This window comes from Candidatus Eisenbacteria bacterium (assembly GCA_035577985.1).
Classification (GTDB): Bacteria; Desulfobacterota; Binatia; order DP-6; family DP-6; genus DATJZY01.
In genome coordinates this window covers 1-16543 of record DATJZY010000093.1, presented here as the reverse complement: position 1 = coordinate 16543, position 16543 = coordinate 1, and the positions used below count along the sequence as shown (strand labels likewise).

Below are 16543 nucleotides of genomic sequence, written 5' to 3'. Positions count from 1 at the left end.
GCCACCCCGGGCGCGCTGCGGTACTGAAACGGCTCTGCCGCGGGCGTAATTCAGTGGTAGAATGCCAGCTTCCCAAGCTGGACGTCGCCGGTTCGACCCCGGTCGCCCGCTCTCTCCCAAGTGCACGACGAAGTGAGTCTTTCTCTTGTGGCATAGGAAGCGGGCGCGAAGTCCAGTCTGACAAGCGGGACTTCAAAAGGAGTTGCGCGGGATGTGCCTCGCCGAAGCCTCTCACGTGGCTCTGGGCTGAGGCGAACCTCTGGCGCCGATTCCGGTGCCGTGCCCGGCCGCGCGCCGTCCCTGATCTAGCTAGGCTTCCGATACGTGCCGCGGGCTCGGGTCATCGACCCGTCCGGCCGGGGGCGGGCAGATGGAGTCGACCGGCCACGCGGAATGGCGCGCGTTCCACCGTTCCACCCGTACGCGTGACAACGAACGGCTAGTTAGATCTCACTCCGCTGCCGGTGCGGGCGCAGAGCAGACAATCGTCGATGCCGTGACAGCGCCAGTCCGCGGGCACCGCGAACTCGACGGATATGATCGCGCAACTTGGGTGCAGGAGCAGTTCGTCGGCGACACCCGTGGTGCAGGCGAGGGCGACTGCCGTCACGAGCCACGAGAAGCGCATCCATCCAACATATCGCCCGCGAGCGCCGGGATGCGACATGGTGTCACGCGTCCGCGCGAAGGCTCGATCCTCGGACGGTTACTGCGAGAGGACGGGCGCCATGGCCGTGGAAGCGAGCTCGCTCCGGTGGATTGGTCCGACTCCCGTCCAGCCAAGTGGGTGTGGGCGCGACCACCGACCTCTTCCGGCGCAGGAGTACCTGCGACATCGTGTCGCAATCTGTACGGTGGCCTCTGCGCGAAGGACCGCTATTGTGAAGCTCGATGCGGTGCGCGGTGTACGCCGTGGTCGCGCTGGGCCTGCTCGGGCACAGCCGGGCAATCGTGGCGAGCACAGTCGACGAACACGCGCGCGCGATCAATCATGAGTACATGAGCCCGTATTGCCCGGGTCTTCTGCTCGCGGACTGCTCGAGTTCCGGCGCGATGACGTTGCGCAACGAGGTCCGCGCGGCCCTCACCGCGGGCGTACCCGAGGCCGAAGTGCGGGCCGAGATCGAGCGACTCTTCGGCGAGCGCATCCTAGCGATGCCCCCGTGGCGGGGCTTAGGCCTCGTCGCGTGGCTTGCACCATACGTCGGCCTCGCGCTCGCTTCCGGCGTCGTCGTCGCGTGGTGGCGGCGCCAGATGCGCGCGTCCGCGCCCACGGCCGACGTCACACCCTCCGCCGTGGATCCCGCGCTCCGGGCGCAACTCGAAGCGGAGCTGCGCCACTCCTGATCCCGTCCGGAGACATCAAAATCATATTCCATCAGACGATGCCCCCCGTTCGCCTAAGAGGTCAGGGGGGCCGGCCCGGTGACCGAAGGGTGCTGCGGACGGCGAGGGGCTGGCGCTTTCTGCTATTGAACAGCCCGCCGCGCTGACGCCCTCCCTGGGATCGCTTTCCGGGGGCTCGCCCACGCTCTCGGTTCTCTGCTACTGCAACCTCCACGAGGAGGATGCCATGCTGACACGTCGGGAACTGATGGCCGTGGGAACGGTGACGTTGGCGATGCAGGCGGTGCCCGGCGGGGCGACCGGAGGCGGCGACAACGCTACAGCGCTCGCTGACGCCGCCGCCGGCTGCATGCGCGCGGGGGATGCGTGCCTGCAGCATTGCCTCGACCTGCTGGCCAAGGGCGACACCAGCATCGCCGACTGCGCCAAGAGCGTCACGCAGATGCTCGGGGTCTGTCGCGGCGTCGGCCCGCTCGCCGACGCACGGAGCAAACATCTGCCAGCGATGGCCCGACTCTGCGAGGCGGTGTGTACCGACTGCGCCGGCGAGTGCCGCAAGCACGCGGAGCGCCATCCCATCTGCAAGACATGCCTGGAGGCGTGCGAGAAGAGCGCTGCGGCAGCGAAAGTGCTCGCGGCCTGAACCGACTGGCATGAGCCCTGTGTCGGGCCACCCGGGCTCGGCGCCGTGAGCCAGCCGAGGAGGCCGAAGCTGGACGTGCGGGGGGCCTGCCAGGATGCGCTCGCCGAAGCGCCCGGCGCGCGCCACGAACGGCGTCCTCACTCATGCCGCACCCGACGAGCACGCCGGGTTCGCCCCGTTCGCGGAGCGAGTTACCACAGGGCCTGCTTCGCGATGTGCATCCAGGAGTCCACGGCCAACCAGGCACTAGGTAGCTGTCTAGAGCCCGAAGTTGACGCAACCAATAAGCGGCCTGCGGTCACCTCGCGCACGCCCGTCGCGTCCGCAGCTGGGGCAGGCTACGCGCTCGGCAGCCGCAAACCGCCTACTATTGTACCCCACACAAGCCGGGGGGGGGACCGGAATGTCCGATAGGTAGCCGGTGACCTTGCCAGGGTTGTCCTCTACGGCCTCGTGCGCGTCGATCTGCGCGCCGCCGAGGTCCACACGCCGATTGTCGGGGTCCTCGACGCGGATTGGGCTGAAGATGGGCTCGATGTCGCCATCGATCCAGATACGCACAGCGGACGGAGAGACGTCGATGGTGTGACCGACCCGGGGCTACGGGTGATCGGGGAACACATACCCCACCCGGGCTCAGGGACGCCCAGGACCGTTGCCTGGGAGCACGATGCCAGGGCTTAGGGCTGCGTGGGATCGAGCACTCAGAGAACGGATCCACGTAAACGCCTGGGGCCCGATGCGAAGTGGGCCACGAGGGGGCGACGATTTGTCGCATGTGGTGCGTCGCACGGCACGTGTAGGACTTCCCGTCGTGCAACCAGAGGGGGAGGCGACCGTCCTGCGACTCGGATTCTCCTTCCTCGTTGGGGCCGTGTTGCTCGGGAGTCCGTGCGCGCACGCACAGACGACCTATAACCTCGCCGGCTACGGTGCCGGGATCGCGGGCAGCACGAACGGCGCCGACGGATTCCCGGCGACTCCTCCGGGGGCCATCTGGACCAACGGTGACGTTACCGGCTACGTCGGCGGCCTCCCGGTCCAGTGGTATGCCCTGATGACGGACGGTGTCACGCCGCGCGTCGTGCAGACGGGCAATGGCGCAAGCCCGGCCCCGGAAAGCTTGCTGGGACAGGTGAGCGCCTACAATGCTGTTCACGACCCCGATCTGGCGACGGATCGCGTGCTGGCGGTGGGAGGGCGCTCGTGGACCGACCCGGCCAACGGCGATCAAGGATGGGGCCACGGGCTCGACTACGGCCTCATCCATTTCGCGCCCCTCGACGCCGTCCTCGGCGGCGGTCCCGTGTACGTGGCCGTCACCGTGGACGACGACCCTGCCAACACCGCGCCGATGCGCCTGGCGTTCGCAATGTACGGAGGGTGGGACACCAACGCGTCGTCGGAACGGCATCAGACCTACACCACGTCGCCACACCCCGTCGACGATCCTCTGGGCTCGGCGGGATTGAAGCTGCTCGACTACAGGGTCGCATCCACTTCCGGCGAGACGGTCTCCACGACGTTCCGTCTGCAGTCCGACCACGACGGCAAGTACACACTGTTCGTGGGCGCCCTCGACGGCGTGGCTGGCAGGTACCGCGTGACGATCACGCCGGGTGTCGCGCCAGCCGATGCCGATGGCGATGGCGTCGCGGACGACCTGGACGACTGCCCGGGCGCGGCAGACCCCGATCAGCGCGACACTGACGGGGACGGCGTCGGCGACGCGTGCGACCCGTTCCCGACGGATCCCGAGAACGACCTGGCGCAGTGCCGGGCGGATCTCGTCACGGTCCAGGCGCGGATGACGAGCGCCGTCCCCGACGCGGACGGCGACGGTCGAGCCGACGACCACGACGGCTGCCCGTCGACGCCGCTGGGGGCGGCGGTCGACCAGGTGGGCTGCTCGCGGGCGGAATTCTGCGCGTCGTTCGATGCGACCACCCCTGCCGGCCGGCGAGCGTGTCGCAAGGCCGACTGGAAGAACGACGAGCCCGTGATGACCAAGAAGGGTGCGGACTGCGCGGTCGCCAAAGGCAGGAGCGGTGGACGGACGCTTCACTGCGTTGCGACGGACGCCCCATGACGGCGACGCGCTCCAACGGTCGGGGGAGAGGGCGGCGGCTCGGCTGTCTACTGCTGGTAGCCGCGGGTCTGCTCGCGTGGCCCGCGTCCGCCAACGAGACGATCAAGGCGGCAGTGGGAGCCAGCGCCTGCACCGCCTGCCACGTCGAGGGGTTTCAGGGGTACGATTTCCTGCTTCCGAAAATCAAGGCGGTGTATGGCGCGCGCGCGATACCGCCGGCGCCGTCGGGAAGCCTCGGAAACGCGTCCGATCCCACGATCGTGACCGCGATGCAGAAGGTGCTTCGGCTTGTTCCCCTGACGCCGCTCGAGGAGTGCCATGCCGACGTGGGTGACGCGGAGGACGCGCTCGCCAGCCTCACGGAAGACTCCGATGGCGACGGGCTCCGGAACGCGGAGGACAAATGTCCGGCGACACCCGCTGGCGCAGCCGTCGACCAGCAGGGCTGCTCACACGCGGAGGTCTGTGCGGCGATCGGCGCGACCACGGCCGCCCGCCGGAAGTCCTGCCACAAGGCCGACTGGCGGAACGACGAGCCGCTGATGCGGAAGAAGGACGCGGACTGCACGGTCGTGAAGGGGGAGACGGGCGGCCCCCCATTCCGCTGCGTTCCGGTGACTGCCCCATGAATTCCCTCCGGCTAACCCATGAGGAGAACCGATGATGAATCGAACCTTCCCTGCACTCATGTTCGCGCTGCTGCTTCTCGTTGGCAGCCCGGCACTCGCGCACAACAAGTACAAGGTGCTGACGCCGGGGACGCCGGTCGATGACGCCTGGACCGGTAACGCCTGCTGGGCCGACGCCACCCGGAACATTCTCGGCGACAGTCACCACTGCCTGGGCTCGGGAGACTTCTTCTACAAGTTCCACTTGGACGGTCCCTCGCTGGTCACGATCAGTGTGGAAGGGATTGCGATTCCGGATGCATTCGTCGACCTCGGCCTGGATCCGGCATTCACCCTCTACAAAGGATTGATGTCGCTCGAGGGGCACGACGATGCGTCCTTCGATCCGCTGAATCCCGTCGACGACGTCAATTTCCTGCCGATGGCCTCCCGCGTCGATGCCGCCCCTCCGGGCCACGTCTACACTCCGCACGACGGGTTCAGGGACACCCTGAACTACTCCACCACCGGTGGACTCTACACGGAGGACAACGACGGCGGTGATCCTTTCAACGTCGGCTATCCGATCAATCCGTACGCCGGCCAGTTCGATGCGCTTGGCGATTGGAGCATGGCGAACGCCTACGGCATACCCGGCCAGCCGACCATTCCGAGTGCATGCCCGGTCGATGAGTGCCCCGACGGCAATCCCGTCGGCGACTGGGCGACGATCTACTACGTCGCACATCGGAACGATCACGTCGGCGTCGGCGCGGTGGCCGATACGACCGCCGAGGTCCTGCAGGACGAGCCGCTAGACGCGGGCGATTACACCGTCATCGTCGGTGGAGGATGCCCAGGGTGCAGCGCTTTCGGAGGCTTCGGCGGCAGGATCACGCTCGCCGTGACCGCAGCCCCCGGGCTCTCCTCGGACCTGCTCACAGGGAAGAAGATCACGCTCAAGACGAAGGTGGGTGCACCCACGAAGAGCAAGCTCTCGCTCCAGTCGAAGGACCCCGCGGTGACGTTGGGGGCGGGGAACGGCAGCGCGGACGATCCGACGTCGGTCGGCGCTACGGTCCGCGTCTTCAGCATCAACGGCGACTTCGACGAGCTCTATGACCTGCCCGCGGCGAACTGGGCGCTCGTCGGGAAGCCGGGCGAGGGGAAGGGCTACAAGTACAAGGATAAGACGCTCGCCGCCGGCCCGATCGGCAGCGCGACGATCACCGCTGGCAAACTCGTCAAGATCACCGGCAAGGGCGCGGGGCTCGGTCAGTCCCTCACGGTGAGCCCGGCGCCGCTCCGGGTGACGCTCACGCTCGGAGGCCATCGCTACTGCCTCCAGTTCGGTGGTGTCACCAAATGGAAGGCGGACCAGCAGTTCAGTGCGAAGGAGGCGTCAGCCCCGGTGGTGTGCGCACCTTGAACCGAGGTGTCGAGTCGAACTGGTAGGGCTATCGGAGTGGAATCCTCACTCGACACATTCCCGATGCGCTCGCAATCCGCGCGTATCGGGTGGCTCATGAGCGATCCGGTGAGGGCACGGCGCCCTCACCGGAATCGCTTCACCAGTCGACTGCTGGCAGGAATCCTGCTGTTCGCCACGGCGAGGCAGGGTCTCGCGCATTGTCTCTACAAGGAGGTTACTCCCCAAGCACCGGTGGAGGACTACTGGGCCGGAAACCGCGCCTGGGCCGACGGGACGCGACCGGTGCTCGCCGACAGCCACCGGTTGCTAGGCGCGGGCAGCTACTTCTACAAGTTCCATCTCGATGGCGAGTCGCTCGTGACGCTCACTCTCGAAACCGTGCCGGTGCAGCGGGACGGCCAGACGTATCCCGCCGGGCTGGATCCCGCGTTCAGCCTCTACAGAGGCCTGATGCCGCTGTACGGCCACGACGATACCCCGTACGACCCGGCGAACCCGCTCGACGACATCGACTTTCTTCCGGTCGCGTCTCCAGTGGACGTCGCCCCGGAGGGCCACGTGTACGCGCCGCACGACGGGTACAGGGACACGCACGGGTATTCCACGACCGGTGGGCTGTTCTCACCGGCCAACGACGGCGGCAATGCCGACCTCGACGGCTCTCCCGTCAACCCGTTCGTCGGCCAGTTCGATGCGCTCGGCGATTGGAGCATGGGGAACGAATGGGCCGTACCGGGGCAGCCGACACTTCCGAGCGGCTGTCCCGTCGCGAAGTGTCCCGACGGGAATCCCGCGGGTGACTGGGCCAAGATATTCTATGTCGGACACAAGAATGACCACGCTGGAATCGGCGCGACGCCCGACACCACGACCGAGATTCTCGAGGATCAGGATCTCGAGCCAGGCGACTACACGGTGGTCATCGGTGGCGGCTGCGCGGACTGCCTGCCGAACGGCTTCTTTGGCGGCAGGCTCAGCATCGCCATCAAGACGGTCCCCCAGCCGCCCGCGTGTGCGGGCGATACGGGCCCACAGATCGCGGTCCTCGGGAACCCGCTGGACGGGGAGGTCGGCAAGGCGCTCTCCTGGGTCCGGATATCGGCGTTCAGCTGCAGTGCCGATCCCGTCGCCATCGAGCTGCTGAAGGGACCGCGCGGAGCGGCGGTCTCCGACACGACCTACGACCCGGCGACGCACAAGTTCGCTGCGACGCTGCAGTGGGTGCCGCCGCCGTCACTGGCCAACAAGATCCTTCGGTTGTCGGTCCGCGCGGTGGAAACCAGTGGACTGGGCCGAGAGTCGGCGGTCGTCAAGACCGCCATCCGGATTTTCCCGGCGGGGCGCTCGTCGGCCCGGGCGGTCAGGTCGATCAAGGTGTCGCACGCGCAATGGAACGCAGCCACCGGGACGCTCGTCGCAAGCGGGAAGATCCGGCTGCTGCCCATCGTCACCAAGCAGGAGCGCGGCGCGCTCCTGTCGGGAACCCTCGATGTCCGGTTGGACGACGGCAACACAGGGGGAGCAGTCCTGGGAACCGCACGGCTGGAGGCGTCAGGCCGGTGGAAGGCGGAGTTCCCCGTCGTGGAATCCGCCGTCCCCTGCGGTGTCTCGGTGAGATTTCAGGAGACGCAGGCCGCCAGAACCGTGAAGCGGGCACCTGCGTCCTGTGTGATGAACTAGGTGCGCTGGACGAGGTCGATACAGTCCACCGCAGAAGGAGAATTCAAATGAGCTCGAGCACGGGCCTACGCGCCGTCGGTCTCGCCGCACTCTGGCTCGCCGTCGGCGGCCCGGCGGACGCTCACGTGTCGAACTACGACATGAACTCCGGAACGGTGTTCAAAGAGACGACCGCGAGCGGGACTGCGATCACGGATCCGTGCCACTCCGTCGCCGAGGGGGTTCTCTGCCAGAGCTCGAACATCTTCACCCGCTACGGCTGGTACGATGGCACTGAGGCGACGCTCGCCGACAGTCACTATATCACGACCAACGCCGAGTTCTGGGTGTTCCATCTGAGCGGTGATGCGGTCGTCACCATCACGGCGACGAACTACAAGCCGACGTCGACGAGCAACGCGACGCCCGTTCTGGACACCGTGCTGAACCCTGCCTTCAGCGTGTATGCGGGGACTTTGGTGCCCCAGGGGCATGACGACACGTCGGGTGATCCGTTGCAGCCCGTCGACGCCAACACCTTTGCGCCACTCCCCTCGCCGAGAGACGCCGGGCCGGTCGGCTGGGTGTACACGCCCCACGACGGATACCGAGACACGGTCAACAACACGTACTTCGGTCAATTCGACGCCTTCGCGAACTGGAGCATGGCGAACGCGTCTGGCGACTGGAGTCAGATCGACTACATCTCCTCCGTCAGCAACACACCATGCTCCGGCACCAGTTGCGGTACGACGACCACGGGGGGTTTCTCCAACCCGGGACACGTCGCAGGCTACAACGGTAGCAGCGAAACATTGACGCTGGCGCTGGCGGCCGGTGACTACACGATCGCGGTCGGCGGCGAGTCCGGGAACAGCGCGAATGGCGCCGGTGGGCAGCCGTGCACCAATGTGAACGGGGCGACGGGCACTGCGGGCGCGTGCTCGGGAGCACGCCTCTATGCGACGGTGACCGTGGCCATCGGCGGCTCCTCGACGACGAGCACCAGCGTCGTCACGACCTCGACCTCTTCGACGTCCGTCCCCACCTCATCGACCACCACGACGAGCGTGACGACGACGACGCTGCCCCCCGTGACGACCGACCTCCTCACGGGCAGCACGCTGTTGCTCAAGACGAAGGCCGGCGCTCCTGCCAAGGGCGGGCTCTCCGTCGGATCGAAAGACACAGCGCTGACGCTCGGGGCCGGCAACGACAGCGAGGACGACCCGACGTCGGCAGGCGCCACAGTGCGGATACGTAGCGTCGACGGCGGCTTCGACGACACCTACGTCCTGCCGGCCTCGAACTGGTCGCTGGTCGGCAAGTCGGGGCAGGGCAAGGGCTACAAGTACAAGGACAAGAGTGGCCCGATCACGCTCGTGGTGGTGAAGGCGGGGAAGTCCCTCAAGGTCACCGGCAAGGGGGTCGGACTCGGCCACTGGTTGGCCGTCGATCCATCGCCCGTCGATGTGGCGGTGACGCTCGGCGCCCACCGGTACTGCCTGCGATTCGGTGGCACGACCGCGTGGAAGGTGGACAAGCAGTTCAAGGCGAGCAAGGCGCCAGCCCCCGCCGAGTGCGCACCGTGATCACGGCAGGCCGCAGAGGGCGATAGCTCGCTCAGCTCCGTACGGTCGTGGACGTGAATGCGCCACGGTCGGCGTGGCGTGTGCACTTCACGCCGCTCGTCGACCCCGACGACGCCGAAGCTATCCTCTCAACCTTGGACGAACGAAGGCAATGCGGCCAAGTTGCAGCTGGAGCGTGGAGACGAACGGAGCGGGCATGAAGTCCATGACCACGTCGGCCGAACAGGTCTTCGGACACCGTCACTGTGCCCCGTGACTCGGTGAACTCGCAGACTACCATTTCCGCGGGCCCGCTTCGGCGCGAGCGCAGAGCGCAAGAGTCACGCCACCAAGAAGCGCTCGTTTCATTGGTTTCTCCTCGATCGCCCTCTTGGTCGACGAGGTCGTCTCCTTCACGGACAGCCCCCAGAGCCGACCCTGGTTCGCCCACTGCGTGAGTACCCTCGGACCGGAAAGCGCGCGATTCCACTTCGCGCAGCTCAAGGAGGCTTGCTCGCTCAAGCCGGTCGCAAACCGGGGCGCCCTGATGACCAAAATCTTCCAGGACGCAGTCACCCGCGGTAAGAAGGCTCTCCACTCCTCTAGGCCGCCTTCCATTGCCGGCAACCCCTCTAGCGCGACCCGCAGAATCCTTGGTGCCGGTAGTGGTGCCGGTTGAGGAGCGAAAATGGGTGAACTGGAGTGAAACCGGTAGAAACCGCCGCCGCACCCAACTAAGCGCCGCCGCTCGGATTATGCCCACGGATCATAGTCTTCCGGCCCTTCGTCGATCAGCTTCCCAAGCTGGACGTCGCCGGTTCGACCCCGGTCGCCCGCTCTCTGGTAAGTGCACGACCGAGCAAATCCTTCTCGCGCTTCCTAGAAAGGCATCGCGTGAGGGCCAGTCTCACTGGCTGAACTTCGGAAGCCCAGCGATGCGCGTCCGCCGCGCCTCTTCCGTGGCGTGCGTGAGCCGAATCCGCGGCGGGATGACGACCCGGTGGAGCGCCCCGCCAGATGCACCTGGCGCAACACTCCGTTGCGTTCGGTGATCCGCTGAAACGCCCCCTCTCGCCAAGCCCGCCACCTCGGCGTGGCCCCGCATTCGCTGGGAGCCGACCCCATGGGCGGCGTCTAAGAATCCTCCGGCCGCCGCCGACGCGGCGATGGTGGCCAAGCTCGCCAAGATCGGCATCGTGCCGGGCCAGGACTTCGACGCCTCTAAGGTCTCGCCCGCGATCGTCGCCGGCATCAACGAGGCGCCGAAGCCGGCCCAGCACGCGATCATGCGCTGGATGAAGGAGGGCATCCTGGCCCGCGACCTGACGCTCCAGGACGGCTGGCTGTTCACGACCAAGACCGGGCTCTACGGCCCCGCGTACCGGCAGCGGGCGCTCATCACGGCGATCGGCCTCGGCGCGAACCGTCCGGAGGACGCGGTCTATCCCACCTCCGAGGGGCCCGACATCCTCCAGGACTACACGGGCGCGAAGAAGTACGTCATGCACTTCAAGAAGGGCGAGCTGCCGCCGGTGAACGGCTTCTGGTCGCTCACGATGTACGACGCGGACTACTTCTTCGTCGCGAACGCGCTCGACCGCTACAACGTGAGCCAGCGCAACACGTTCAAGACGAATCCCGACGGCTCGGTGGACCTCTACATCCAGCACGAGTCCCCGGGGGCGGACAAGGAATCGAACTGGCTGCCCGCGCCCGCCGGCCGTTTCATCCTGATGCTGCGGATGTACTGGCCGAAGGACAAGTCCCCGTCGATCCTGAACGGGAGCTGGAAGATTCCGCGCGTGCGCGAGGCGTCGTGACGACGCCTCGACGACGCCGGGTCCCGACTACTCGCCCGTGAGCGGTCGGTGGTGGCAGGACGCGCAGGCCTCGGGGCCTGCGCCGATGATGGGCGGGTCGTTGGCGGGATCCACGTCCTGGTACGCGGCGACCCGCGCATCGGCGCCGGCCAGGCGTTCCGCGGCGAGGCCCTCGAAGGCCCACCCCGCTTCGGCGGCGATCCCGAACTGGTACCAGTACTTCGCCGTCGCGGCGTCGCCGCTCTTGGCGTAGGCGTCGCCGAACATCACGAACGTGCCGGGAAGCGCCGTGGGTGCGAGCCCGGCGTTCGTGCACACCTCCGGCTGGGTGACGGCGCACGCGAGCGTGTTCGGATCGCCGATGTACGCGCTCAGGTCGGCGAACGCCTGCTGGAACGCCGAGCTGCCCGCGGGCTCCGCCTGCAGGACCGTCATCAGGTCGAACACGTTGAAGAACGCGTTGATCTCGACCGCGTACGCGAGATCCGCGAGCGCCCGCTGCCGGAGCGCCTCGTCGGCGGTGACGACGGCGAGCGCGTAGCGCGCGGCGGCGGCGAACCCCGGCATCCGGGAATCGCCGACGCGCGTCGTCCGGTTCCAGAGCAGCGGTTCGGCGTCGTCGAAGGCGGCGACGGCCGCGGCGATCTCGGCGCGGCCGGCCTCGCTGGCCGCGCTGAAGCGCTCGGTGAGCTGCCCGAAACGATAGAGATGGAGCATGCCGAGGAGGAAGCGCGATCGGGCGTCCGCCTTCGAGCGCTTCGCGGCGCGTTGCAGGAGCGCCGAGGTCTCCTGCACGGCCGTCTCGGAAGCATCGTCTCCCCACATGATCGCCCAGAAACGCGTCTCGCCGTCGCCGGCGGCCTTCGAGAGTCTCCGGCTTCGCACCCGGTCGGCCGTGTTCGCCTCGAAGACGTGGAAGCGGCCGTGGAATCGCATCGCGCCGACCTCGAACCACACGAACGCGTAGCCGACGGGGCCGGGGGCCGGCATCGCCGCGGGGCCGACGAGGCGGACGGCGAGGCCCCGGGGTCCGTAGGTGATCCGACGGACGCCGCCGGCGGCGTCCGGATCGTCGTAGCGCCAGCCCGTGCGGGTCTTCCGCCACTTCGCGCATTCGAGGGCGACCTTCTCGTTCCGGACGACCGCGTTGGCCGCCACCGTGAAGAGCCCGAGATCGAACGCGGAGGCGGACGGGCACGAGGGATCGGGCGCCGCGGCGAGCGCGGCGTCGTGCCCGAAACGCACGAGGCCCCGGGATTTTCCCGGATCGGACCCGGCGTCGAGACGGAGAACCTTCCCGCGTGTCAGGACGGCGAGATCCGCGGCCCCCGCCGTGCAGACGGACGCGAGCGAGGCCAGCAGGAGCAGGACGATCGGTAGTGGGCGCATCGACCCGGGTGGCTATCGCGCGGGATGGCGCTTGTAAATCGAAGGGCTAGCTCGGGATCACGAGCAGATGCGCTGTCAGGCCCGGGCGCTCGGCGTGGGGCAGCACCCCGAGGCAGGGAAGGCCGGTGAGCCGCGCGATCGTGTCCGCGTTCGACGCCGCCGAAACGTCGGTCGACGGCGTCGGCTGCGAGAGCACGAAGCCGCGGACGTCGAGCCCGGCGGCGGTCGCCACCCGGGCGGTGAGCGCCGTGTGGTTCACGGTGCCGAGCCGGTTGGCGGCGACGACGAGCAACGGGAGCCGGGCCCGCACGGCGAGATCGAGGTACGTCAGATCGCCCGCGATCGGCACGAGGAGGCCGCCGGCGCCCTCGACGAGCAGCACGTCCACCTCGCGCGCGCGCCGCGCGATCAGGGCGACGATGCCGTCGACGTCGACCGCGCAAGCCGGGGGCACAGGGGGGAGATCGCCGCACCGAGCAACTGATAACTCTCGGTTCCGTCAACTTCCCAGGGTTGTCGCGCCTACGGCCCCTACGGCCCCCGGCCACCACCTGCTACCGCAACCGGTTTTTCCGAGGTAGGCCGTTGGGCGCTCGGTCAATGCACCGCGACCGAGAGCCGCGCACGTTGCACCGTGGCCTCGTCGATGACGGCGCCGTCGTCCCCGACGAGTCAGTGCTGCCACCCGTCCCGATCCCGCACCACCCGCGCGAGCCGCACGCGGGACCACGGCTCGCTCCACCCGGGCGCGCTCCCGACCACGACCTCGAGCGGCACGTTCATCGCGAGCGCGGACTTCTCGAGATCGTGGAGCGTCGGCTCGTCGCGATCGACCCACGGGACAGAGAGGCGCTCGTCGAGGAAACCCCAGCGCAGCCGCACCGCGCCGTGGAGCCGTCCGTACTCGTAGAGGGCGTGCAGGGACTTCGCGTCGGCTTCGAGTCGTCGAAGAAGCTTCCCGGTCGCTCCCGTGGCGAGGTACGCTGCCAGCGTGCCCTCCTCCCCGAACGGCTTACGGATGCCGCACGACCCCTGTACCAACAAGGTTGTCGTGGCCTTCAACGTGCGCCCGCGCCGGTTGAGCTGTTTCGTCTTCTGGGGCGGCTCGAGCTCCGCGAGCCGGCGTCCGCCCGGATCGAAGCCGAGCGCGCGCAGACGGGCGCGGACCTGCAGGGCGCCGATGACGTCGTAGGTCGCGAGGCCGGCGCGGAGCTCGTCCAACCCGTCGTCGACGAAGGCGCGGATCGTGTGCTCGCCGACGTCGAGCAGCACGGCAGCCCGCGGTGAGCAGAGTGGGAACGTCACGAGGAGCGCGCGCGACAAACGCGCGAGCTCCGCCCGGTGCGCCGCTCGCCGTCGTTCCCATGCCACGGTGGCCGCCTCCACGGCGGCGGGCCCGGGATACTGCGACCCCTGACGCCGCACGAGCGTGATGCGTTCGCGCAGTGCACGCCGAACCTGGCGCATCGTCTCGGCGGCGTCGTCGGCGACGGCCCAGCGCCCGTCGTCTCGCACCGCCACCGCGCTGCCGCGGCGGGCGAACTTCGTCGCGTCCACGGTCAATCCATGCCATCGCGTGCGTCGGGCGACGGCGGCGACCACGTCGGCCGGCGCGAGCGGGGCACCGTGTGCGTCGAGGACCGCGAGGACGATGCGTCGTTGTGACCAGCCGCCGAGCGACGCATCGGTCCACGCCTCGTCGAGCTCGGCTGGCGTGAGCGCCACATCGGGGTTCGGCAACGGCGCGGCGCCGAGTACCGGTGGTGCTATGCGGGCGACTCTCGGCGGCCGGAGACCGAGCCGGAACACCCACAAGTCCAGGTCGTCGTCGTGCGGGTCGAGGTGATAACGATCCCCGTCACGGTAGGCCGGCGGTCGTCCCGGCTTGCAGCGCTTCAGGGACGACAGCGCCTGGGCGCGCCCGGCGATGCCCGCCTCCTCGAACCGCGTCGCGACCTCAGCCAGCGTCATGGGCTCGCCGCGCTCGAGCAGAGCGACGAGCAGGAGCGCGAAGGTGTTCGCTTCCCGGTGATGGGCCACGGCCTCGAGCGTGGGCGGCTCGATGCCGAGCGCTCGGCACCAGTCGTTGGTCATCGCGATCCCGCTCATACCCGGGCGGCTCGCCGGTTGCACTCTCGATCGGCCAGCTGTAGGTTACATGTAACCTTTACCCAAGGAGGCTCGGTTCATGCCGTCCGCGAAGCCGAGGTCCAGGAATCGGAGGCCCTCCAGCTCCCGGCAAAAGGTTCAAGCGCACCGGGACCGCTTGCGTGCACAAGGGCTGCGACCGATCCAGATCTGGGTGCCCGACACCCGATCGCCGAGGTTTGCGGCGCAGGCCGCGCGGCAGTCGCGACTCGTCGCATCGAGCCGGCATGCCGCCGAGGATCAGGCATTCGTCGATGCGCTGGCCTCCGAGGACTGAGTGACACGCGGCGAGATATGGACCGCGGCCGGGGGCAAAGATTACGCCGGCAAGCCGCGACCGGTGGTCATCGTGCAGGACGACCGCTTCAACGCGACGAGTTCGATCACGATCTGCGCCTTCACGAGCGATCCGACGGACGCCCCGCTGTTCCGTCTCGTCGTCGACCCCAGTCCCTCGAACGGGCTCGACAGGCCCTCTCGCTTGATGGTCGACAAGGTGACCACGGTGCCGAAGGCGAAGCTCGGGAAGCGCATCGGCAGACTCTCGGACCGCGACCTGGTGCGCGTGAACCGCGCGTTGCTGATCTTCCTTGGTCTGGCGGGATGAGGAGCCCCTGCTCCGGTGCCGGTCGTGGTGCCGGTTGAGGAGTGAAACCGGGGGACAACCAGTGAAACCGGCAGAATCCGGACTGGCCTGTAAGTGCTGGCGGTAGCAAGAGCTATCCCCACGGATCATAGTCTTGCAGCACCTCGTCGATCAGCTTCCCAAGCTGGACGTCGCCGGTTCGACCCCGGTCGCCCGCTCTCTTTTCCCTCCGCCGATCATGCACTTGCGTCGCAGGCTCGCGATGCTCCTCGGTGGTTTCAGCGCTGGTGCCGGTAGTGGTGCCGGTTGTGTGCCGAGTGAGCCGCTCCACCGCGTTCAGCTTGTGCTCCGGCGACAGGTGCGCGTAGCGCTGCGTCATCGTGATCGTCTTGTGGCCCATGAGTTCCTCGCGGTCATCAGGTCCACGCCCGCCATCACCAGCCGGCTCGCGAAGGTGTGCCGCAGATCGTGCCAGTGGAAGTTCTGAATGCCTGCGCGCTCGACCGCGGGCCCAAAGACGCGGTTCATGTAGTTCGTCGCGTTAACCCCTGACTTGCCCTTCACGCCAGGGGAGACGCGCCTCTTCCTCCTCGGTGAGCCAACGAACCCGCTGGTTGTCTTCCTTGAAGAACTTTACGTCCCGGACGGGGTTCCGCTCAGCCTTGCCATCGCGCGGAGCCAGGTTGAAGACACGCTTGAGGAACATCAGCTCCCGGTTGACGGTCCCGCTACCGCGGGATGATCCGACAGGCACCGGGTCGGCAGTCCGGACAACGGTGGGAAGGCTGACGTAATCTCCGAAAGTCGGACGCGGCGTGCGTAGGCCCAAAGTGCAAATGTCCGGTTCCTCCAAAGTAGAGATGTCCGCTTTTCGGCCACAGTGGCGCGATGGCGGAGACGGTGGAGCTGAGCATGGGGGAATTGGATCGGCTGCAGGTCATGACGTGGATCGCGGAGCATCGGCTCACGCGGCGCAAGGCGGCGGCGTTGCTGAAGCTCAGCGAGCGCCAGGTGCGCCGGCTCTACGAGGCGTTCACGCACCACGGCGCATCGGGGTTGGCGTCGCGGCGGCGTGGACGGCCAAGCAATCGGCGGCTGGCGGCGAGCACGCGCGACCGCGCGCTGAGCCTCGTGCGCGAGCGCTACAGCGACTTCGGCCCGACCTTCGCGCACCAGAAGCTCACCGAGGAGCATGCCCTCCAGTTGTCCGTGGAGACGCTCCGCGGCTGGATGGTCGCCGCGAGCCTCTGG

14 protein-coding genes, 1 tRNA gene and 1 pseudogene are annotated in these 16543 nt (G+C 67.9%); 12 read left to right on the top strand and 4 right to left on the bottom strand.

Annotation, left to right across the window (positions count from 1 at the left end; translation table 11 throughout):
* Nucleotides 1-39: 39 nt before the first annotated feature.
* From VMS22_12875 to VMS22_12835, 9 genes are all read left to right on the top strand, one after another.
* A tRNA-Gly gene (locus VMS22_12875) sits at nucleotides 40-111 on the top strand.
* Nucleotides 112-903: 792 nt separating this feature from the next.
* Nucleotides 904-1347: a cytochrome c-type biogenesis protein CcmH gene (locus VMS22_12870; protein HXJ34917.1), complete on the top strand. Its 444-nt coding sequence runs from the start codon at nucleotides 904-906 to the stop codon at nucleotides 1345-1347.
* Between the two features lie 226 nt (nucleotides 1348-1573).
* Nucleotides 1574-1990, top strand: coding sequence for a Csp1 family four helix bundle copper storage protein (locus VMS22_12865; protein HXJ34916.1), 417 nt, complete (start codon nucleotides 1574-1576; stop codon nucleotides 1988-1990).
* Nucleotides 1991-2804: 814 nt separating this feature from the next.
* On the top strand, nucleotides 2805-4079 hold the full coding sequence (locus tag VMS22_12860; GenBank protein HXJ34915.1) for a thrombospondin type 3 repeat-containing protein: 1275 nt from the start codon (nucleotides 2805-2807) through the stop codon (nucleotides 4077-4079).
* The gene (locus VMS22_12855) at nucleotides 4076-4708 is read left to right on the top strand and encodes a hypothetical protein (GenBank protein HXJ34914.1); all 633 of its coding nucleotides are present in this window, start codon (nucleotides 4076-4078) and stop codon (nucleotides 4706-4708) included. Before VMS22_12860 ends, VMS22_12855 begins: the two co-directional genes overlap by 4 nt.
* A gap of 31 nt (nucleotides 4709-4739) precedes the next feature.
* Complete coding sequence (locus tag VMS22_12850) at nucleotides 4740-6116, top strand: hypothetical protein (protein ID HXJ34913.1); 1377 nt, start codon at nucleotides 4740-4742, stop codon at nucleotides 6114-6116.
* A gap of 96 nt (nucleotides 6117-6212) precedes the next feature.
* Nucleotides 6213-7799, top strand: a complete 1587-nt coding sequence (locus tag VMS22_12845) for a hypothetical protein (protein ID HXJ34912.1) — start codon at nucleotides 6213-6215, stop codon at nucleotides 7797-7799.
* A gap of 47 nt (nucleotides 7800-7846) precedes the next feature.
* A complete protein-coding gene (locus VMS22_12840; protein ID HXJ34911.1) occupies nucleotides 7847-9370 on the top strand; it encodes a hypothetical protein in 1524 nt (507 codons plus the stop codon).
* 1148 nt (nucleotides 9371-10518) lie between these two features.
* Nucleotides 10519-11169: a DUF1214 domain-containing protein gene (locus VMS22_12835; GenBank protein ID HXJ34910.1), complete on the top strand. Its 651-nt coding sequence runs from the start codon at nucleotides 10519-10521 to the stop codon at nucleotides 11167-11169.
* Between the two features lie 27 nt (nucleotides 11170-11196).
* Here the strand turns inward: VMS22_12835 and VMS22_12830 are convergent, their stop codons facing one another.
* The 3 genes from VMS22_12830 to VMS22_12820 all read right to left on the bottom strand — a co-directional run bounded on the left by VMS22_12830 (nucleotide 11197) and on the right by VMS22_12820 (nucleotide 14652).
* Nucleotides 11197-12558: a hypothetical protein gene (locus tag VMS22_12830; GenBank protein ID HXJ34909.1), complete on the bottom strand. Its 1362-nt coding sequence runs from the start codon at nucleotides 12556-12558 to the stop codon at nucleotides 11197-11199.
* A 46-nt stretch (nucleotides 12559-12604) separates the two neighbouring features.
* Nucleotides 12605-13012: an ATP-dependent dethiobiotin synthetase BioD gene (bioD, locus tag VMS22_12825; GenBank protein HXJ34908.1), complete on the bottom strand. Its 408-nt coding sequence runs from the start codon at nucleotides 13010-13012 to the stop codon at nucleotides 12605-12607.
* Nucleotides 13013-13230: 218 nt separating this feature from the next.
* A complete protein-coding gene (locus VMS22_12820; GenBank protein ID HXJ34907.1) occupies nucleotides 13231-14652 on the bottom strand; it encodes a hypothetical protein in 1422 nt (473 codons plus the stop codon).
* Nucleotides 14653-14746: 94 nt separating this feature from the next.
* Here VMS22_12820 and VMS22_12815 point away from each other — a divergent pair, with 94 nt between their 5' ends.
* Nucleotides 14747-14983 carry an antitoxin MazE family protein gene (locus tag VMS22_12815; GenBank protein ID HXJ34906.1) on the top strand — a complete coding sequence of 79 codons (237 nt, stop codon included), beginning with the start codon at nucleotides 14747-14749 and terminating at the stop codon, nucleotides 14981-14983.
* Complete coding sequence (locus VMS22_12810; protein HXJ34905.1) at nucleotides 14984-15313, top strand: type II toxin-antitoxin system PemK/MazF family toxin; 330 nt, start codon at nucleotides 14984-14986, stop codon at nucleotides 15311-15313.
* Between the two features lie 307 nt (nucleotides 15314-15620).
* Here VMS22_12810 and VMS22_12805 read toward each other — a convergent pair.
* Nucleotides 15621-15784, bottom strand: a pseudogene (locus VMS22_12805) (tyrosine-type recombinase/integrase).
* 396 nt (nucleotides 15785-16180) lie between these two features.
* Between VMS22_12805 and VMS22_12800 the strand changes: the two are divergent.
* On the top strand, nucleotides 16181-16543 hold a 363-nt coding region (locus tag VMS22_12800), incomplete at its 3' end, for a helix-turn-helix domain-containing protein (GenBank protein HXJ34904.1).